18 protein-coding genes are annotated in these 19,591 nt (G+C 63.4%); 6 read left to right on the top strand and 12 right to left on the bottom strand.

The features are described from left to right. Positions 1-65: 65 nt before the first annotated feature. Genes AC2FNA_RS20980 through AC2FNA_RS20965 form a run of 4 tightly spaced genes read right to left on the bottom strand, consistent with a single transcriptional unit; the run spans position 66 to position 6,339 of the window. On the bottom strand, positions 66-1,340 hold the full coding sequence (locus AC2FNA_RS20980) for a bifunctional folylpolyglutamate synthase/dihydrofolate synthase (protein ID WP_496829916.1): 1,275 nt from the start codon (positions 1,338-1,340) through the stop codon (positions 66-68). After that, positions 1,337-2,281, bottom strand: a complete 945-nt coding sequence (accD, locus tag AC2FNA_RS20975; RefSeq protein ID WP_234145806.1) for an acetyl-CoA carboxylase, carboxyltransferase subunit beta — start codon at positions 2,279-2,281, stop codon at positions 1,337-1,339. Before accD ends, AC2FNA_RS20980 begins: the two co-directional genes overlap by 4 nt. 58 nt (positions 2,282-2,339) lie before the next feature. After that, positions 2,340-3,230, bottom strand: coding sequence for a CPBP family intramembrane glutamic endopeptidase (locus AC2FNA_RS20970; RefSeq protein ID WP_496829913.1), 891 nt, complete (start codon positions 3,228-3,230; stop codon positions 2,340-2,342). Continuing rightward, positions 3,223-6,339: an ABC transporter transmembrane domain-containing protein gene (locus AC2FNA_RS20965; RefSeq protein WP_496829911.1), complete on the bottom strand. Its 3,117-nt coding sequence runs from the start codon at positions 6,337-6,339 to the stop codon at positions 3,223-3,225. The genes AC2FNA_RS20970 and AC2FNA_RS20965 overlap by 8 nt, the downstream gene beginning before the upstream one ends. A gap of 251 nt (positions 6,340-6,590) precedes the next feature. On the opposite strand from AC2FNA_RS20965, the gene AC2FNA_RS20960 reads away from it, so the two are divergent. Both AC2FNA_RS20960 and AC2FNA_RS20955 read left to right on the top strand, forming a co-directional pair. Next, positions 6,591-7,352 (top strand): DUF6478 family protein, encoded by a 762-nt coding sequence (locus AC2FNA_RS20960; RefSeq protein WP_234139069.1) that lies wholly within the window; start codon positions 6,591-6,593, stop codon positions 7,350-7,352. 11 nt (positions 7,353-7,363) lie between these two features. Next, the gene (locus tag AC2FNA_RS20955; protein ID WP_496829909.1) at positions 7,364-7,741 is read left to right on the top strand and encodes a hypothetical protein; all 378 of its coding nucleotides are present in this window, start codon (positions 7,364-7,366) and stop codon (positions 7,739-7,741) included. Between the two features lie 94 nt (positions 7,742-7,835). Here AC2FNA_RS20955 and AC2FNA_RS20950 read toward each other — a convergent pair whose 3' ends face one another. The 4 genes from AC2FNA_RS20950 to AC2FNA_RS20935 all read right to left on the bottom strand — a co-directional run bounded on the left by AC2FNA_RS20950 (position 7,836) and on the right by AC2FNA_RS20935 (position 12,349). Beyond that, positions 7,836-9,167, bottom strand: coding sequence for a S41 family peptidase (locus tag AC2FNA_RS20950; RefSeq protein ID WP_234139067.1), 1,332 nt, complete (start codon positions 9,165-9,167; stop codon positions 7,836-7,838). A gap of 6 nt (positions 9,168-9,173) precedes the next feature. Further along, positions 9,174-10,310 (bottom strand): murein hydrolase activator EnvC family protein, encoded by a 1,137-nt coding sequence (locus tag AC2FNA_RS20945; protein ID WP_496829907.1) that lies wholly within the window; start codon positions 10,308-10,310, stop codon positions 9,174-9,176. Then, positions 10,307-11,824, bottom strand: coding sequence for a 2,3-bisphosphoglycerate-independent phosphoglycerate mutase (gene gpmI, locus AC2FNA_RS20940; RefSeq protein ID WP_496829905.1), 1,518 nt, complete (start codon positions 11,822-11,824; stop codon positions 10,307-10,309). Before gpmI ends, AC2FNA_RS20945 begins: the two co-directional genes overlap by 4 nt. Before the next feature lie 84 nt (positions 11,825-11,908). Continuing rightward, entirely contained in the window at positions 11,909-12,349 is a 441-nt protein-coding gene (locus AC2FNA_RS20935) for a c-type cytochrome (RefSeq protein ID WP_496829903.1), read from the bottom strand. A gap of 202 nt (positions 12,350-12,551) precedes the next feature. On the opposite strand from AC2FNA_RS20935, the gene AC2FNA_RS20930 reads away from it, so the two are divergent. From AC2FNA_RS20930 to AC2FNA_RS20920, 3 genes are read left to right on the top strand one after another with little or no spacing between them, the layout of a single operon-like run. Further along, on the top strand, positions 12,552-13,247 hold the full coding sequence (locus AC2FNA_RS20930; RefSeq protein WP_496829901.1) for an ArsR/SmtB family transcription factor: 696 nt from the start codon (positions 12,552-12,554) through the stop codon (positions 13,245-13,247). Further along, positions 13,232-13,720, top strand: coding sequence for a YqfO family protein (locus AC2FNA_RS20925; RefSeq protein ID WP_496829899.1), 489 nt, complete (start codon positions 13,232-13,234; stop codon positions 13,718-13,720). The genes AC2FNA_RS20930 and AC2FNA_RS20925 overlap by 16 nt, the downstream gene beginning before the upstream one ends. A gap of 30 nt (positions 13,721-13,750) precedes the next feature. Further along, a complete protein-coding gene (locus tag AC2FNA_RS20920; RefSeq protein ID WP_496829897.1) occupies positions 13,751-14,101 on the top strand; it encodes a DUF2794 domain-containing protein in 351 nt (116 codons plus the stop codon). 84 nt (positions 14,102-14,185) lie between these two features. Here the strand turns inward: AC2FNA_RS20920 and smpB are convergent, their stop codons facing one another. The 3 genes from smpB to dmdC form a co-directional block, all read right to left on the bottom strand. Continuing rightward, entirely contained in the window at positions 14,186-14,662 is a 477-nt protein-coding gene (smpB, locus tag AC2FNA_RS20915; RefSeq protein WP_496829895.1) for an SsrA-binding protein SmpB, read from the bottom strand. A 65-nt stretch (positions 14,663-14,727) separates the two neighbouring features. Beyond that, a complete protein-coding gene (gene dmdD, locus AC2FNA_RS20910; RefSeq protein ID WP_496829893.1) occupies positions 14,728-15,531 on the bottom strand; it encodes a methylthioacryloyl-CoA hydratase in 804 nt (267 codons plus the stop codon). A 58-nt stretch (positions 15,532-15,589) separates the two neighbouring features. Further along, complete coding sequence (gene dmdC / locus AC2FNA_RS20905) at positions 15,590-17,356, bottom strand: 3-methylmercaptopropionyl-CoA dehydrogenase (RefSeq protein WP_496829891.1); 1,767 nt, start codon at positions 17,354-17,356, stop codon at positions 15,590-15,592. A 116-nt stretch (positions 17,357-17,472) separates the two neighbouring features. On the opposite strand from dmdC, the gene AC2FNA_RS20900 reads away from it, so the two are divergent. Beyond that, positions 17,473-18,507 carry an AraC family transcriptional regulator gene (locus AC2FNA_RS20900; RefSeq protein ID WP_496829889.1) on the top strand — a complete coding sequence of 345 codons (1,035 nt, stop codon included), beginning with the start codon at positions 17,473-17,475 and terminating at the stop codon, positions 18,505-18,507. Here the strand turns inward: AC2FNA_RS20900 and AC2FNA_RS20895 are convergent. Next, positions 18,471-18,980, bottom strand: a complete 510-nt coding sequence (locus AC2FNA_RS20895; RefSeq protein WP_496829887.1) for a GAF domain-containing protein — start codon at positions 18,978-18,980, stop codon at positions 18,471-18,473. The genes AC2FNA_RS20900 and AC2FNA_RS20895 overlap by 37 nt on opposite strands. Positions 18,981-19,591 lie beyond the last annotated feature (611 nt).

The raw sequence follows: 19,591 nt of genomic DNA, 5'->3' as shown, positions 1-19,591 counted from the left end.
CCCTCTCTTGAACAGCAAGGGTGCTGACGACGGGCAAGAGCGCCTCTCCCGCCGCGTCTTGGCTCTCAGCCGTTCTCGCGCAGGATGTTCCCGGCCAGGTAAAGCGAGCCGCAGATCAGAACGCGGGCCTCGGGCTCGATTTCGACGATGCGGGCAAGCGCGGTGGCGACATCCGGCGCGGTGCTCGCGGCGAGGCCCACCGACCGGGCGGCTTCGGCGGTCTGATCGGCGGTCAGGGTGTTCGCTTCGCCGGGGATCGACACGGCGGTGAGGCTACCCGCCTGGGCGCTGAGCGGGCGCAGATAACCGGTTACGTCCTTGGTGTTCAGCATGCCGCAGATCAGATGTGTGGGGCGGCCGGGCCGGCTGGCCAGCAGGTCAGCCAGCGCGATGCCGGCGGCCGGGTTGTGACCGCCGTCAAGCCAGAGCTCGGCCTGGGGCGCGGATTGAACCAGTGGGCCGGTCTTCAGTCGCTGCATCCGGGCGGGCCAAATGGCTTTGGTCACCGCCGCCTCGCAGGCCGCCTCGTCCAGGTTCAAGTGGCGCAGCGCGGCCAGCGCCGCACCGGCATTCTCGATCTGGTGTGCACCCAGCAGGTTGGGCAGCGGCAGATCACACAGGCCGGTCTCGTCCTCGAAGATCAGGCGGTCGCGTTCCTGCCGCACATGCCAGTGCTGGCCATGGGCCAGCACTGAGGCGCCGAGTCGGGCGGCGGTGGCTTCGATCACCTCCAACACCTCGTCGGGCTGGGGGCCAACCACAACCGGCACGCCGCGCTTGATGATCCCGGCCTTTTCGCCGGCGATCTTGGCCAGCGTGTCGCCAAGGAACTGTTCGTGATCCATCGAGATCGGGGTGATGATCGACAGTGCCGGGCGCGCGATCACATTGGTCGCGTCGAGACGGCCGCCAAGACCGACCTCGAGCAGGGTGTAATCGGCGGGCGTGCGGGCAAAGGCCAGTAGCGCGGCGCAGGTGGTGATCTCGAAATAGGTGATCGTCTCGCCGCCATTGGCGGCATAACATTCGTCCAGAACCGCCACCAGGTCGGGTTCCGAAATCAACTCTCCGGCCACCCGGATGCGTTCGTGAAACCGTGCCAGATGCGGCGAGGTATAGGCATGCGCGCTCAGCCCGGCGCCCTCGATCCCGGCGCGGATCATCGCCTGGGTCGAGCCCTTGCCATTGGTTCCGGCGATATGGATCACCGGCGGCAGACGGTCCTGCGGGTTGTCCAGCGCGGCCAAGAGGCGCCAGACCCGATCCAGCGTCAGATCAATGATCTTGGGGTGCAGCGCCATCATCCGCTGGAGGATGAGGTCGGAACCGGGATTGGTCATGATTTGGACGGTTTCGCGGTCTGGGCAGGCTGTTCTTCGGCCTTGACGGGCGTGGCCGTCTCGGGCGCAGGCAGGTCGCCGCGCACCGCGGGCGGCAGGTTCAGCAACATGCGGGTGACGGTGATCAGCTCTTCGCGCAGGTCGGTGCGCTTGATCACCCGGTCCAGCATGCCGTGATCCAGCAGGTACTCGGCGCGCTGAAATCCTTCGGGCAGTGTTTCGCGGATGGTCTGTTCGATCACGCGCGGTCCGGCAAAACAGATCAGCGCGTTGGGCTCGGCGATATGCACATCACCCAGCATGGCATAGGACGCGGTCACCCCGCCCGTGGTCGGATGGGTGAGTACAACGATATAGGGCAGGCCCGCCTCTTTCAGCATCTGCACCGCCACGGTGGTGCGCGGCATCTGCATCAGGCTCAGAATGCCCTCTTGCATGCGGGCGCCGCCAGCTGCCGAGAACAGGATCAGAGGGCGCTTCAGGTCAACCGCCTTTTGCGCCGCCGCGATGATCGCGTTGCCCACATACATGCCCATGGAACCGCCCATGAACGAGAAATCCTGCGCCGCGGCCACGATCGGTGTGCGACCGATCTCGCCGGTGGCGACCAGCATCGCCTCTTTCTCGCCGGTGCCCTTCTGGGCCGCCTTCATCCGTTCGGGATATTTCTTCTGGTCGCGGAAATGCAGCGGGTCGGCGACCGGCTCGGGTACCTCGACCTCTGTAAAGATGCCGCCGTCAAACAGCGCCTGGAACCTCGCGCGCGGCGTGATCTGCATGTGGTGGCCGCATTGGGTGCAGACATTCAGGTTATCCGCCAACTCCCGGTGGAACAGCATCGTCCCGCACTCGTCGCATTTCTGCCAGAGGTTTTCGGGCACTTCGCGCCGGGAGAAGATCGAGTTGATCCGCGGCCGGACGTAATTCGTGATCCAGTTCATGTGGACTCCCCGTGATGCTGCACCCGCGTCAAATAAGGTGATGTGCGCGGAAATGCAATCAGCGTCGCAAGGCGAGCCGAGCCAGCAGCCAGGTGACGAACATGGTGGCGAAATCGACAGCCAGCCAGGCGCGCAGATGTTCGGTATCGGCCATCGAATAGGGCAGCAGATACAGCGACAGGCCCGACAGGTTGTCGGGCAGCGAGACGATCAGCAGCGCGATCATGTTGTTGAACAGATGCAGCGCGATGGCCGGGCCCAGCGTGCCGGCGCGAGCGGTGATATCGGCCATCAGGATGCCGAACACCCCGGACCACAGCGCAATGGGCAGCGCGTTGCCTCCCGCCTCTTGCGGCAGGTAATGGCCGAGGGCGAACAGGACCGAGGGCAGCACCATCCAGACCAGCGCCGAACGAAAGCGTGCCGCCAGCGCCTGTTGCACATAGCCACGAAACAGGACCTCCTCTGCTCCGGTCTGGATCAGCAGCGCCAGGATCGACAGCGGCAGCAATAACAGCCAACGCCCCGGCGGCAGGTTTTCTTTCAGCGGCGCTCCCATGTCATAGGGGGGCAGGATCAAGAGCAGCGCCCCCAGCACCAGCAGCAGGCGAAACACTCGCCAGAATTGTTGCAACGCCAGACGAGGCGGGCCGATGATACCCAACGGTGCGCGGTGTTGAAACAGCCTTGCGGCGATGCCAACGCCCAGGATGACAAAGCCGAAACTGGCCAGCAGCACCAACAACCCATCGGCCGTGGTGCCACTGGTGAAGCCGGTGGACCATTCCGGGCTGGCGAGCATGTTGACCAACCCGTAGAGCACCATATTGGCGCCCATCACGATGACCCCGATGGCGATCAGCCCGGCGATCAGTCGCCACAGCTCGGGCCGGGCCCGCCCTGGCGCGACCAGTTGTTCATGCGGGGCATAGGTGCGGCGATCAGGCATCGGGCTCCTTTCCGCCGTTCGGGAGCGGTGCCGGGCGAAGTGATTGGCCAGTGAAGTCGGTGATATTGATCCGTGCCGCGCGCAGGATGTCGCCGGCTTCGACCAGATGTCCTGCCACGGTTTGCAACAGATGCAGCGAGACACCGGCATCGTGTTCGATGACGGCGCGAAACTCCTCGGCACCGATACGCAGGAACCGGCTTTCGGTCTCGGCGATCAGGTCCATCGGGCGCGGCTGGCGCGTGATGATAGACAGATCGCCGATCAGTCGGCCCGGTTCGATCAGTGTAATGGGCCGCTCGCCCGGTGCATCCTCGGGCCAGCGCAGCGCAGCTCGACCCGACAGACAAAGATATGCGGCGTCGGCGGTCTGTCCGCTGGAAAAGATGACCTGTCCAGCCTGAGCCCGATACCATTGCGCCGAAAAGGCCAGTAACCGCTGGTTGCGGGCATCCAACCGCGCAAAGAGCGGTGTCGCGGTGATGATCTTCAGCTTGCGGTCCAGATCGGCGGTGGCACCGGCGGCAAGGTCTGGCTGGGCCCTGGTCACGCCGTCGATACGGCCGTGCTTGATCTCGACAAAGAGGTCGTAGGCTTCGGGATTGGCGAAACTGTCTTCCATGAAGATCATGATGGCACGGGGCAACAACTCGCGCAGCCGCTGCCTTGTCCGTAGGCGGCTTTCGGAGTCGTGGCTGGCCAGCGCATTGTCCAGTATCAGGATATCGGGCCGCTTGATGCTGGCGCGGGAAAACGCGGCGCGCTCCTGAAAGACTGTTGGCAGATTGGCGCCGCCCAGACCGGCGGGCATATCATAGATCAGCGCGGCAATACGGCGGCGCAGTCCCGCCTCGGCCAGCACTTCGGCGACCGTGTCCTCGATTGCTTCGGCCTGGGCGCCCGCAACAATCGAGACCCGCCCAAAAAGCGCGTTTTCCAGAACGGTGAGCCGGGGGATATAAACTTGCGGACCGACGGCGACGAAATCGCTGCCGACCAGGGTGCGCAGACGGCTGGCACGGTCGCGGCGGATGGCAAGGATCTTGTCCTTGTACTCCTCGGGGAAGGCGGGGCCGATCTGCTCGGCCGTCAGCAGAAATGGCACGGTCATCAGCTGGGCGCGCTCCTCGTCCGACAACGCCTCGACGCCGCCGGATGCGTGGCGGTCCGCAATGTCGAGCAGGCGCAGATAGACCGTGTCCTCCATACCCATGCGCCGGAACAGCGGGTGCTGGGTCCCGTCGCGCCCAAAGGTTTGGCGCAGGGTTGCGACCACACCCAGCGCCATTTCCATTGCCTCGTCGGCCAACCCTTCGTCCCGAAGCATCTGGATGAAGCGTCCGTCACCGATCAGTTGCTCTTGCGATATCTCGCGCGCCGGGGCGGCAAAAAGCAGGTTGCCCCCCAGCGGTACCGCTGGGTTGAAACGGTCCGGGTCGAACCGGTGTACCATCGCGGCCAGCCCCCGTTCAGACAGGCGGCGCGCAACGATGTCGCGCTGGGCGACAATCTCGGCGGTGAGGCTCTCATGCAGGCGTGGGTCGATCCGGCTGCGCAGGGTGCGGCGGAACATGTATTCGTCCAGACCCATCGCCTCGACCAGCTGGAACCACCAATCGCGGATCTGGTCACCGTCGGTCAGCCCGGCGAGGCTCGGGTCAATCCAGTCGACATCCAGCGTATCGCCACTGTTGCCGGCCTGGACCGCCTCGACCAGCCGACGGTCCGGCCTGGCAGGCGCCAAGGGGTCGATCTGCGGCCGGGTGCGCAGCGGCATCAGCAGGTTGTCACCCAGTGTGCCGTCGAACAGATATGGGCGCGAATGGGCATAGCCGATCCGGGCTGCGATCACCGTCTGGTGCAGCGTGCTGAGTGGATGCCCCGAGATCACCACCTCGCCCCTGCTGGGCAAGATCTCGCGCGTCAATAACTGGGCAAGAGCCGCCCGCTCGGCGGGCCGGTCCGACCGGATCGCCACCCGCGCACCGGGCGGAATCGTCAGGTCGATGTCTTCGAGGATGGTGTTGCCGTCCTGATCATGCACTGTCACGTCGCGCAACTCGATCGCGCCGGTCAGACGTGGCACCTCGTCGGGTTCGCCGTCGAAGAGTGCCGCGGGAATCATGCCCTGGGGGGCAAAGCGTTCAGTCACCACCTGCCAGCGCAGCGACATGTCCTGAACCTGGTTGTAATAGGTCAGCAACTCTTTCCACGGGCTGGACAGATCCTTGTAGGCCGCCAGTGCCGCGACCAGCGCACCAACCGTGATCTGGCCCTTGATCGCCAGATAACCGCCCACCGAATAGAACAGGAACGGTGTCATCTGCGAAATCAGGTTGTTCAGGAACTTCATGAAGAATTTCTTCTGATAGATCCGGAAACGGATTTCGTAGAGCCGCCCCAACCGGTCGGTGATCTGTGCCAGCCGATAGCGCCAGCCGCCATTGGTGCGCAGATCGGCGATGCCCGCGGCACTTTCACCGATTTCCGAGCTCAGGTGGCGCACCTGCTGGATACGCGCCTTGTTCAGCAGGTTGATCTGCCGTTGCAGGCGCGGGATCAGCCAGGCCTGAAGCGGGATCAGCGCCACCGAGGCCAGTCCGAACCAGACATTCTGCATGAACAGGAAGGTGACGATGGTCAGCATCTGTCCGGCCTGAAACACCGGTTGCGCCACCGCATCCCCCATCAACCCACCCATCGGCTCGGCCTCTGAGGTGATCATCGACACCAGCTCTCCCTGACTGGTGGTCGTATAGTAGGTGCGTGGAAAGCGCATCATCCGCGCGATCAGCTGATAGCGCAGACGGCGCAGCATGCGCTCGCTCAACACCCCTTTCATGGTGTTGATCTTCATCTTCATCAGCCCGCTGAGGACCACCATCGCGAGAAAAGCGAGGCAGAGCGCGAACAGGTATTCGATCTGGCTCAGCTCGACGCCCCACAGGTCGATCCGGTCAACCTGTGCGCCGATGGCATCGTTGATGATCCGCTTGGGCAGTTCGAGCGAGGCGTAAAGAAAGGGAAACGAGATCACCGTCAGCGCCAGCAACGCAATCTGCTGGCGTTTTGAATGTTTCCAGATGAAGGAAAACAGACTAGGCTCCATCACCCACCTCTTGCCGCGGCTGACCCTGAACGGCGTTGATGCCGACTGTGCGACCCTAGCCGCCCTTTGGACGGTAAGCGCTGACTGGCCCGATTACAAGGTAGCCCCCGCGAGGGGGGGGGCCGCGGTTGGGCGGCGGATTGTTTCCATAACAAGAATTTTTCCCAAGGGATCGAGTTATTGGGTTTATTTAGTTAACATCCTTTCGCTAAACAGAGAAAACAGCGCGAAACCAATAGCGGCGGACGGGAATGGGCAGGGTTCTGGACAGATTGTTTCATCTGCGGGAGATGCGGCGCTGGCGCCGGGCTGCCCGCAATGCGCTGTCCACCCCATTGTCCGAGCTGCGTCGCCAGCGTAACCGGGCGCGCGACCTGCGCACCCATCTGGACCGGCTGATCAACGTGGCCGACGGGCGGCTGGCGCTGCCGCTGATCGGCTCGTCCTTCTTTCCCAAGCCGCATGGGACCGACTGGTCCTGGCGACCTGAGCTGTGGCGAGGGCCGCTGGCATCGCCGGGTCTGTCCTCGGTACCGACGCGGTCGACCCTGGGGGGCGAGGTGACGCTGTTTCACGATTGCGAATTCTCCGAGCTGACCCTGCGCCAGCTGCGTAACCTGCGTGAGGCTGACCTGGCGCCCTACGGGTTGCGCATGGATGTTTTCAAGTTCGACGGTTCGTTCCTTTCGCTCGTGATCGACCTGCCTGATACGGCAACAGAGGGGATGACGCGGGCGCATCTGCTGCGGGTCGATACCATCATCGAAAGCGAGAAACCGTTGGAGATCTTTGCCCGTCTCAACATCCGCCACGGCCCCAATACCGAACAGATCGTGCGTGAATTGCCGTTACACGAACAGGATGTGATGGTGGAATTCGATCTGGCCTATTCGCGGCTGAACGAGAAACGGATCGAGAAGATCTGGCTGGACCTGATCTTTGAAGCGCCCGAGATGAATCAGGTCATTCTGCGCGACCTGACATTCTGCCGCCATCGGCGCGCGGCCCTGTGAGAGGTGACAGAATGAGCGACCTGACCCTGACCAAGATCCGCCTGCGCAACGGTGTGTGGGAGGGGCGGCTGACCGGCGCCCCCACAACCGGCAAGCGCCCCAACATCCTGGTCACCCATCTTGATCTGCCAGTCCCGGATGTGGAGCTGGTGGAGGGCACCGACAGCAGCTTCTGGACCCTGACCATCCCGGTGCCGGACTATGCCGTCGCCGACGGGGTGCAAACCTTTCTGATTGCCGATGGTGAAACCGAGACGAAGCTGGGCGATTTTACCCTGATCGCGGGCGAATCCGTTCCCGATGATCTGCGTGCCGAGGTGGAGTTGCTGCGTGCTGAGCTTGACATGCTCAAGCGCGCCTTTCGCAGGCATTGTCTGGAGACAAGTTGATCCCAGGACACAGCTTGCGCATTCGGTAGGAGCCTAACCGAAAACGGCCGCACCACCGTGAGGTGATGCGGCCGTGAGGTCCGGTCTGCTCGGATCAGTCTGCCGGGGCGAACGCCGAGAGACCTTTGAGGATGTCGATGGCATAGGCCAGTTGATAGTCCTCTTGCCGCAGTTCGGCGGTGGCCTCGGCCTTGGCGCGGTCTTCCTCGATCTGGCGGATCTCATCCTCGCTCAGGCTGTCATTGTTCAGGCGTCCGCGCAGATCGGCCTCCGAGCGCGAGCGCGGAGTGACCCGCTCTTCCTCGGCTTCGGGTTGGCGGCGCGGTTGTTCGACCACGATGTCGGGGCTGACACCCAGCGCCTGGATCGACCGTCCCGACGGCGTGTAGTAGCGTGCGGTGGTCAGGCGCATGGCGCCGTCACCACGCAGCGGCATCACTGTCTGCACCGATCCCTTGCCAAAGCTCTTGGTCCCTACCACGATGGCGCGGCGATGGTCCTGCAAGGCGCCGGCCACGATTTCCGAGGCCGAGGCCGAACCGCCATTGATCAGCACCACGACCGGCTTGCCTTGGGCCAGATCGCCAAGTGTTGCGTTGAACCGCTCGCCGTCTTCGGGGTTGCGACCGCGCGTAGACACGATTTCACCGCTGTCGAGGAAGGCATCCGATACCTTGATCGCCTGCGTCAGCAGACCGCCGGGGTTGTTGCGCAGGTCAAGCACGAAGCCGTTCACCTTGTCGATGCCGCCCGCGGCTTCGACCTGTTTGGCGAGCCCTTCTTCGAGGTTGGGATAGGTCTGGTCGTTGAAGGTGGTCACGCGTAGAACCACGCTGGTGCCCTCGGTCCGGGCGCGCACGGCGGTGAGCTTGATGGTATCGCGGATGATCGAGACGTCGAAGGGTTCGTCCTCGCCCTCACGCACCACGGTGATCACGATCTCGCTGCCCACGGGGCCGCGCATCAGGTCGACCGCCTTGTCCAGGGTCAGACCCAGAACGCTTTCGCCATCCACATGGGTGATGAAATCGCCCGCCTCGATCCCGGCCTCATCGGCGGGGGTGCCGTCGATGGGCGACACGACCTTGACGAAGCCCTCTTCCTGAGTGACCTCGATGCCCAGGCCCCCGAATTCGCCTCGGGTCTGCACCCGCATCTGCGCCGCGTCATCGGGCGAGAGATAGCTGGAATGTGGGTCGAGCGAGGTGAGCATGCCGTCAATGGCTGCCTCGATCAATTCGCCTGCATCGACCTCTTCGACATATTGCGCGCGGATACGTTCGAAAATATCACCGAACAGGTCGAGCTGTTCGTACACGTTGGAATTTGCCTTTGCCTCTTGTGCGACTAGCGGTCCGGCAACCTGGGTTGTGGCGATGATCCCCGCCAGAGTCCCTGCCAGTCCGGCCAAAACGACTTTTTTCATGCTCGTCTATCCATCCTTGTCGGTTTGGAACCACGTTTCCGGGTCCACCGGGCTGTCGCCCTCTCTGACCTCTATATAGAGCGTTTCTGATCGCTCTGTACCAGAGCCATCACCGCTTGTTGACAGAATCGCGCCGATTTCCTGAGTTGCACCGCCCATAAGGCCCACAGGCGTACCCGCCGGAACCACCTCACCCGCCGCGCCATAGACCTCTTGCAGGCCGGACAGCACGATCAGCAGATCGGGCTGCGGTTCAAGGATCACGACATTGCCGAGATCAAGAAGCGGGCCACGATAGCGGATCGTCGCGGCGGTGGGCGCAGCGACCAGAGCGCGGGGCCGGGCCGCCACGATGATTCCCTCTCGCGTGATACCGGCTGCATCTGCCTGCCCGGCGCGGCGCAGCAAAACCCCCTGCACCGGCAAGGGAAGCTGGCCCTTCAGGGCCGAGATATCAGCCGAAGAGGCGGCGATCTCGCCTTCGGCGATCTCGGACAGCCCGCTGGCGAATCCTTCGAGCGTTTCGGTGGACGAGACAAGGATGGCGGTGCGAACCGGATCCTCTGTGAACCGGCGCGGCAGATCGGTGCGGTCGGCGATGGCCTGGCTCAGCTCTGCCCGCGCCTGCTGAATGCCGGTCAACCCTTCTTGCAGGGTGCGCGCGGCGTTCTGTTGCAGTGTGCGCAGGGTCCGCACCTCGGTCAGATCACGAGCCAGCGCGTTCGCGCGGGCCTGCAATTCCGGTGTCATCTCGGCCAGGGTCATCGCCGATCGCGCGGCACCCAAAGGACCCGACGGGTGCAGCATCAGCACTGGTGGCGGCGCGGTTTCGATGGTCTGGAGTACCCCGAGAAGCTGCGCCACCTCGCCCTCGCGCGCATTCAGTTCCGCGGCCAGTTGCCCCTCGCGGACCGACGCTCGGCGCAACCCGTCGCGCATCGCGGCCAGCCCCGCCTCGTATGCCTGCACGGTGCCGGTCAGGGCGCGTACGCGGTCGCGCGCGCTCTCCGCCTCGGCCAGCGCGACCGAGGCCTCTTCGAGCATCCGCGCCGCCTCCTGCGCCGCCTCGGCTGGGTCACCTTCGGCCTGGGCCATGGTGGACCAGATCATTAGAGACAGCAAAAGCGCGGTTCGGCGGATCATGTGATCAGGCTCTCTCCGGTCATCTCGGGCGGTTTCGGCAGGCCCATCAGCGCCAGGATTGTGGGCGCCAGATCGCTCAGCCGCCCATCGCGCAGGGTCGCGCCCTCCGGGCCGCCGACCAGTGCCACCGGCACCGGGTTCAGTGTGTGCGCCGTATGGGGTCCACCGGTTTCGGGGTCGATCATCATCTCGCAATTGCCGTGATCGGCGGTGACGATCATGGCGCCGCCGGCCTGTTCCAGCGCGGCGATGACCCGGGCCAGACCCTGGTCCACCGCCTCGCAGGCCTTGATCGCGGCCTTCAGGTCGCCGGTATGGCCGACCATGTCGGGGTTTGCGTAATTGGTGACGATCAGGTCATAGCCCGCGCCGATCGCCTCGACGAATTTTTCGGTCACCTCGGGGGCGCTCATCTCGGGTTGCAGGTCATAGGTCGCCACCTTGGGCGATTTCGGCATGAAACGGTCCTCGCCCGGCTCGGCCTCTTCCTTTCCACCGTTGAGGAAGAAGGTGACATGCGGATATTTCTCGGTTTCTGCCAGACGGAACTGGCGCAAGCCGTGTTGCGCCACCCAGGCGCCCAGCGTGTTGACGATGTCGCGCTTGGGAAACACGGTGGTCATATAGGCATTGTGGCCGTCCGAATACTCGACCATCCCCAGCAGCGCCGACAGGGCGGGGCGGGGGCCGGTGTCGAAATCGGCAAAGCCCGGCTCGCCGATGGCACGCAGGATCTCGCGAGCCCGATCAGCGCGAAAATTGAGGCAGAACAGGCTGTCGCCATCCCGTACCCCCTCATAGCCGGTTAGAATCGATGCGGTGATAAATTCGTCGGTTTCCGACTGGTTATAGGCGTGGTCGATGGCCGAATGGGCAGAGGTGACGCGGCGCCCCTTGCCTTTGATGATGGCATCATAAGCTTCTTGCACGCGCTCCCAGCGATTGTCGCGATCCATCGCGAAATAGCGCCCGGTAACAGTGACGATGCGGGCGCCCTGGGGCAGGCGGTCTTCCAGTTCGGCCATATAGCCGTAGGCAGATTTCGGGGCCACGTCGCGCCCGTCCGTGATGGCGTGCAGCGCAACCGGTACCCCGGCCTCGGTAATCGCCTGCGCGGCGGCCACGATATGGTTCAGATGTCCGTGTACACCGCCATCCGAAACCAGCCCCATCAGATGCGCGGTGCCGCCCGCGGCCTTGGTCCTGGCGATGAAGTCCCGCAGCGAGGTATTGTCAAAAAACGAGCCATCCTCGATTGCCAGGTCGATCTGTCCAAGGTCCATGGCTACCACCCGGCCCGCGCCGATATTGGTGTGTCCCACTTCGGAATTGCCCATCTGGCCGCTGGGCAGGCCCACATCCGGCCCATGGGTTATCAGCCGGGCATGAGGCCCCCCGGTCATGATCGTGTCGAATGTCGGGGTCTTTGCCAGGTAGGGCGCGTTTGCGGTCTTGTCGTCTGAAAGGCCCCAGCCATCGAGAATGCACAGGACGACGGGTTTGGGGGCGCTCATGTTCGGACTCCGGCAACTGCTCTGGCTGCCTTCTATCCTGTGCCCGGCGGGGGGTGAACCGTCTTTTTCCGCGCAGGCGGGACGTTAGCGTTCACGGCGATAGTGCCGGTGGCAGGCCAGACAGGTGGCCATCAGATCCGGCAGGCTGCGGCGCAGCGCCGGAAGAGTGTTTGGGCGCAAATCGCGCGCGGCGCGGGCGGCGGCCTGGGCCAAGGCGGAAAACTGGCCCCAGTCCTGCCAGATCAGGCTGCGCGCGCGGCTGTGCCTGTCCATATGAGGTTCCGAAAATCGTTCGGGCAGCGTATCGAGCACTTCGACCAGATCCGCCTGCGCCGAGCGGGCCGTAGGCCGGTCAAAACGGCGGCGCTGGGCGATCATGTCCATCAGCACCCCTAGCGCAGCCTTGGCCTGGCGCATGGTGGCCTGACGCGCCAGTACCGCCTCGTCCCGGACCACCGGTTCATCGGCGTCCAAAGGCGGCGAAGCTGAAAGAGCGGTCAGGCAGACCAGCAGAGCGCCCAGCAAGCAAAACCGCGTGAAAAGACTGCGTATCATGTCGGTCTGGATCGGTCGGGGCACGCGCCTGCCCTTTCTGGAGGTTGGCTCTTTCGCTGGTCCAGCATCTGTGAAGCAGGTTACCGGGCGGTTAAATCTGGCGAATTCACTCAGCCCATCAGCGAAGCGTTTTCGCTGTTGGGCCTGCTGTGCTTGCGGCTAGTCTGCTCGCATGACCCTTACACCCCGTCTCGATATCCTTGGCGCTGCCCTTGCCGATTCCAGCCGCGCGCGGATGTTGTGCGAGCTTATGGATGGCCGCGCCTATACCAACAAGGAACTGGCCAGCGCCGCCGGAGTCACCGCGCAGACCGCCACCGCGCATCTGCGCCGGCTGGAGCAGTCGGGGCTGATCCAGGCCACCCGCAGCGGGCGCTGCCTGTATCACCGCATCGCCGGGCCCGACGTGGCCGAAGCGCTGGAAACCCTTTCGGCACTGGCACCCAGCGATCACCTTTATCGCGCGCAGCAGCGCAAGGGAGCGCGGCTCAAGATGCTCGAGGCACGCAGCTGTTATGACCACTTGGCCGGACGGCTGGGGGTGGCCATCGCCCAGGCGTTGCTGGATCAGGGCTATCTTGTGCCGGACGGGGTGCAATACCGGGTGGTTCCTTCCGAACGCTGGGCCAAACTAGGGGTGACCCTGACCGGGCGCGCGCCGCTGGCGCGGCCCTGTCTGGACTGGACCGAGCGGCTGTCGCATGTGGCAGGGCCGGTGGGACGCGAAATGCTGTCTCATGCGCTGGCGGCGAATTGGCTTCGGCGTCTCCGGGGTGAGCGCGGGTTGGATGTGACCCCCGCCGGTGCAGCAGCGTTGCGCCAGATCCTCGGCATCAGATGGGAGGGTGGGACATGCTGCCCGTACTGACATCCGACCGCTTCACGACCCAGACAGGCTGGCGGGTGCTGGTGCAGGTGCCCGAGCCGGATTGCCCTAGAGTGATCGCGGCGGTGATCGCCCAGGACCCGCTGGTCTGGGGCGACTATGACCGGGTGACCTTTGCCGCCCCAGGGCAACAGCGCTTCCGCTCGCTGACCGGCGGCGTCAATGCGCCCACCACCGATGCGGTGAGCGTGCCCTGTCTGGAGCTTTCGTTCTTTCTGTCGGAGGATGCCGCGCGGCTCGACGCAGTGCTGAACGCGATCTATCATGTCCACCCCTATGAGGAGCCTGTGGTTCTGGTGTTGCCGGCTCTGCGAACCTGTCATATCCGGGGCTTGGACGAGGATAATCCGAACCGGTTCTGGAACCGCGAGGCGGCTGACTGGGTGCCGGACACACATCGCCGCGATGTGGCCGGGCCACCCCAATCACACGGAACTGTATCGCGACAGGCTTGATTTGCCCGCGATTTCCGGCAAGCTGGGAGTATGAACATGTTGCCTCCCAGCCCGTTCTCTGCCGGTCAGGCCCCGGCGCAGGTTGCCTTTGACAGACGTGAAATGGCCGTCATCCTTGGTCTATACGGGCGCATGGTTGCTGCGGGAGAATGGCGCGACTACGGCATTTCGATGCTGAGCGACATGGCCGTATTCTCTGTCTTTCGACGTACTGCCGAACATCCCCTTTACCGGATCGAAAAACGTCCGCGCCTGCGCAACCGTCAGGGCATGTACGCGGTGGTCGGAATGGACGGGCAGGTGCTGAAACGGGGGCAGGACCTGAAATCGGTACTGCGGGTGCTGGAGCGCAAGCTGATCCGGGTGGTCAACCCGGACTGATTATTCTGCATTCTAGCCGGGGATGCCTCCGGCGGGAGTATTTGCGACCAGAAAGAAGTGTCTCAGCTTTTGCCTGCGTGGCGCCTAGGCGTTGTCTTTGAGCAGGCGCTGTTTCTGGCGGTTCCAATCGCGCTTGGCCTCGGTCTCGCGCTTGTCGTGGATCTTCTTGCCCTTGGCGATGCCAAGCTTCATCTTGGCGATGCCCTTGTGATTGAAATAGAGCACCAGCGGCACCAGCGTCATGCCCTTGCGCTGGGTGGCGTTCCACAGATTGGCCAGTTCCTTGCGCGAGACCAGCAGCTTGCGCCGTCGCCGTTCCTCGTGCTTGAACATTTTGGCCTGCTCGTAGGGCGGGATATAGGCGTTCACCAGCCACAGTTCGCCGTTTTCCACAGCGGCATAGCTGTCGGCGATATTGCTGCCACCGGCGCGCAGCGCCTTGACCTCGGACCCCTCCAGAATGATGCCACATTCCAGATCGGACTCGATCGCGTAATCGAACCGTGCCCGCCGGTTTTCGGCGATCACCTTGTAATTGGGGTCTGAGTTCTTCTTGGCCATGGGGCGCAGATGTAGGCGCCTTGCGCCGCCCTTGCAAGCACGCCTGTGTGCAAGGGCGGCTGGTTTCAGCTGTTGGGGCGAACGCGGGCAGCGGTCTTGTTGGCGAATGCCTCCAGCCGTTCGCGGGCGGCGGGCTGGGTGTTGACGATGCCGCCGACAAAGGCTTCGGCATAGGCAGCGTCCAGACCCGACATGTTCTGCATATGGCTGATGGCCGAACAGATGGCGAAGTTGGTCAGCGGCAGGTTGCTGGCGATCTTGTCGGCCAGTTCCATCGCCATGTCGAAGCTCGACCCTTCGGTAATGTATTGTGCCAGGCCCAGATCGGCGGCCTCTTGTCCCTGATAGACACGGCCGGTCAGGATCATGTCGATCATCCGGTATTTGCCGATCATGTCCGACACGCGGATCGTGGCGCCGCCTCCGGTGAAGATACCGCGCTGGCCCTCTGGCAGGGCGAAATAGGTGCTCTGGTCCATCACCCGGATATGGGCGGCGCTGGCCAGTTCAAGACCGCCGCCGACAACCGCCCCCTGAAGCGCGGCGATGATCGGCACGCCACCATATTCCATCTTGTTGAACGCCTCGTGCCAGCGCAGGCAGACATGCATGAAATCGTCCGCGCTGCGGTCGGCCTTCCAGTGTTCGACCAAGTCGAGACCCGCGCAGAAATGTTCGCCTGCACCGGTCAGCACCACGGCGCGCACGCCCTTGCGATGGGCCGTGCTGAAGAAGGTGACCAGCTCCTCGATGGTGGCGACATCCAGTGCGTTGCGCTTGGTCGGGCGGTTCAGCGTCACGATGCAGACGCCATTGTCGCGCAGGTCGAGATCGAGGTTGGTATAGCCAGAGGTTACATCCTGGGTCACGGGCATGTCCTTTCGAATGGGGGCTGGCCCGATTTGCGGGCCGGTATCGGGTTCAGGATCAGAGTGTTGCGGTCAGCAGGCTGTCGCCGGTATCGGTGATACGGCTGTGCTCGGCCGTGCATTCGACCAGCACCTGCTGGGCAAAGATATCGGCGGTGGCGATCTTGGCCTGTAGGAATTCGGCATCGCCGCCCTTGGCCAGTTCGGCCTCGGCGGCCAGCGCCGACAGGCCAAGCTGCCAGCCTGTGGCCAGATTGCCGGTCAGCATCAGGAAGGGCACGCTGCCGGCATAGGCGCGGTTGGGGTCCTGCCCGGCGGTTGCCAACAGATGGTCGAGGCTGGTGGTAAAGGCTACGCGAGCCTCGGCTAGGCGCTGGGCGATCTGTTGTGCTGCCGCGCCACCGTTCGACAGCTCACCCTCGGTTGCGGCGATCATCTCGGCAAAGCGGCGCGCGGTACGGCCGCCATCGCGCAGCACCTTGCGACCCAGCAGGTCATTGGCCTGAATGGCGGTGGTACCCTCGTAGATCGGCAGGATGCGGGCATCGCGATAGAATTGCGCCACGCCGGTTTCCTCGATGAAACCCATGCCGCCGTGGATCTGGACACCCAGCGAGGCGACCTCGACCGCGCGCTCGGTGCAGAACCCCTTGACCAGCGGCACAAGGAATTCGGCCATGGACTGCGCCTCGGCACGCGCCTCTTCGGGTCCATGTTCGGCCAGGTCGAGCCAACCGCCCGTGGCGATGGCAAGCGCCCGCCCGCCTTCGGTCAGCGCGCGCATCCTCAGAAGCATCCGGCGCACATCGGGGTGCTGGATGATCGGCACCGCATCCTGGACCGATCCGTCTACGGGTCGGCTTTGTACCCGGTCACGGGCATAGGACAGCGCATGCTGATAGGCGCGTTCGGCAATCGCCACACCCTGCACGCCCACCGCATAGCGGGCCGAGGTCATCATGATAAACATGTAGCGCAGGCCGCTGTTTTCCTCGCCCACCAGATAGCCGGTGGCGTTGTTGTATTCCATCACGGCCGTCGGGCTGGCGCGCACACCCAGCTTGTGCTCCAGGCTGACGCAGCCCAGCGTGTTGCGCAGTGCGGTCTCGCCGCCCTCACCTTCGAGCAGTTTGGGCACCACGAACAGGCTCAGCCCACGCACCCCTTCGGGCGCGTCAGGGGTGCGGGCCAGTACCAGATGCACGATGTTTTCCGACAGGTCATGTTCGCCAAAGGTGATGAAGATCTTGGTGCCGCTGATTGCATAGGTGCCATCATCTTGCGGCACCGCCTTGCAGCGCACCCGGCTCAGGTCACTGCCCGCCTGCGGCTCGGTCAGGTTCATGGTACCCGACCAGCGCCCGGTGATCAGCTTGTCGAGATAGAATGCCTTTTGTGCCTCGGACCCGGTGATCGACAACGCGTCGATGGCGCCGTTGGTCAGCAGCGGGCAGAGGCCAAAGCTCATGTCGGCGCTGTTGACAATCTCGGTCGCGGCGGCGCCAACCACCTTGGGCAGGCCCATGCCGCCATGTTCGGTCGGGTGGCTGAGGCTTTGCCAGCCCATTTCGACGAACTGGTCATAGGCGGTCTTGTAGCCCTCGGGCAGGACGACCCGGCCGTTTTCCAGCCGGGCGCCCTCGGTGTCGCCGATGGTGGAAAGGGGGGCGATCATCTCGCCGCAGAAACGGCCGAATTCCTCCAGCGCGGCGCGGGCATCGTCCAGCTGGATCTCGGAATAGGGTTGCAGCGCTTCGACCTGCGGCCATTGCGAGAGGTGTTCGATGGCGAACATGATGTCACGGACCGGCGCCTGATAGGTCATTCCCAATTCTCCATTCCTGTTTCAATGTGCCAGCTAGAGGAGCCGAAACTTGCGATCAACGTCATTGTGAGACAAATTCCTTTCCAATCGCGCCAAACCAATGAGGGGGCCGGAGCATGCGCAGACCGGATACCGCCAGCCTGGCGACCGTCTCGCAACCGTTTATCGAGGATTGGCTGTCGGCGCTGCGCCGCTGCTCGGCCGAGGCCGAGATGGCCGGTTTTCTGGAGCGGTCGGGGCTGGGGGCGATCCATAACCAGCCCGGCGCGCGGGTGACGCTGGACCAGATCGTGCGGCTTTATAAAATCGCTGCGGTTGAGACCGGCGATGAGATGACCGGATTATGGAGTCGCCCGATCCGCCATCGCACCTTGCAGCATCTGCTGGCCACGGTGCGGGAAAGCGGCTCGCTGCCCTCGGCACTGCACCGGTTTTCGACCTTCTGGAACCTGCTTCTGGATGATTTCCAGTTCGAATTGCGCACTGAGGGTGAGCGGATCGACCTGATGTTGCTGCCGCAGGGCGATGACCAAGTGCAGCGCTTTGGTCACATGCTGATCCTGAAACTGGCGCACGGGCTGCTATCGTGGCTGGCCGGGCATGAGGTGCCGGTGCGGGCGGTGCATTTCGCCTTTGATCGTCCCACCTTTGCCCAGGATTATTCGGTGATCTTTCCCGCACCGGTGCATTTCGACGCTTCGGCCTCGGGCCTGTCCTTTGATCTGGCGCAACTGTCGCCGCCACAGACACGCAGCAGCGCCGAGATGGATGCCTTCCTGGCGCGGGCGCCGCGCGACTGGATCTTTACCAGCTATCACGAGCACAGCCAGTCGTTGCGGGTGCGCGCCTTTCTGTTTCGTTCCGACTGGGTCGGCTGTTCCCTGTCCGACACGGCGCAGGCGTTGGGGATGAGCAGGCGTACCCTGACCCGGCGGATGGAAGAGGACGGAACCAGCTTTCAGGCGATCAAGGACGCGCTGCGTCGCGACATTGCCATCCGAGACCTGCGCGAGGGCCGCAAGAGCATCGAAGAGATATCGCAGGATGTGGGGTTTTCCTCGGCGGCGAATTTTCATCGGGCCTTTCGGCGCTGGACCGGTTCGACCCCCCGCTCTTACCAATCGGGGGCGGAACCTTCCAACACGGTATAGACGGCAAGCGCCGCCATGGCCGGCAGGCGCAGTGTGCCTTCGATCCGATCCAGTACCTTGGCGGGATAGCTGCGTGCCCGGTCGAGCAGGTTCACCGTTGCAACCGTCTGCCCACCCAACACGATGGGCAGATTGACCACCGCGTCGCATCCAAGGCGGGCAATCAACGGCTGATCGGGGAAGACAGCGGCAATCTCGGTGGCAGTGTTGGCGACAAAGCTGCGCTGTTCCTCGATCACCTGCCGGAACCAGCTATCCCGCGTCACGGACTTGCGACCCGAAACCGGGTAGCTGTCCGGCATGTTGGAATAGACACGCAACGCCTGCCCCGCATCGAGGTCGATCAGCGTGACCGTAAACAGGCGGGCGGGAACGCTCGCACGCGCAAGAGCACAAAGAGCGTCCAGAGCCTGGGACCCATCAAGGGCCACGGCGAGCCGATTGGCAAAGGTCAGCAGGGGCGTGTCTGTCATGTCGGTCGATCCCGTCTGCTGTGTTCCCTCGTGGGGCGGAATGCTGGTGTCCGTGTCGACGTTAGGTGCGATTCCTTCGCCAGTCACGCGGCTTGGCCAATGGAAGCGGTGACTCGATTCACTGTCGATCAGCAGGTGAATGGTGGCGCTCGCATAAAGGGCTACTATATGTAGGGGGTGCCCTGAAAATTTGATCGGTTTTCCGCGGCTTCGCGGCTTCGCGATCGTGTTCAACCTTCCTTTCAAGCTTGCAAATCCAATATATAAATAATTGATAATAAATGAAAAATGAAGATTTTTGCCTGTTTTGTGAGATTTTTGTGAAATTGGGGTTGCGGGTCCCGGGAGGAGAACGTAGATAGCCCTTCACCGGCGCTGCTGAGGCAGGGTTGGGCGGAGCGAGCGGCCTCGGCCACTGACTTCGGAACAAAAAAATGAGATGAGGTCGACGCGGTTTGCGCCAGAAGGATTTGGCGCTACGTGTTGGTTTTTTGTCTCGCGCTCTTTGACATTGATGGATGACTGAAGAGATATGTGGGCGGTTTGGTTCGTTTCGACGGATTGAAAGTCTGTATATCGCGCTCTTAGCGCTGTGTTTCGTATTTGGGTTG

The organism is Ruegeria sp. YKSD163 (assembly GCF_059612905.1).
This window is presented reverse-complemented; position numbering and strand designations above follow the sequence as displayed.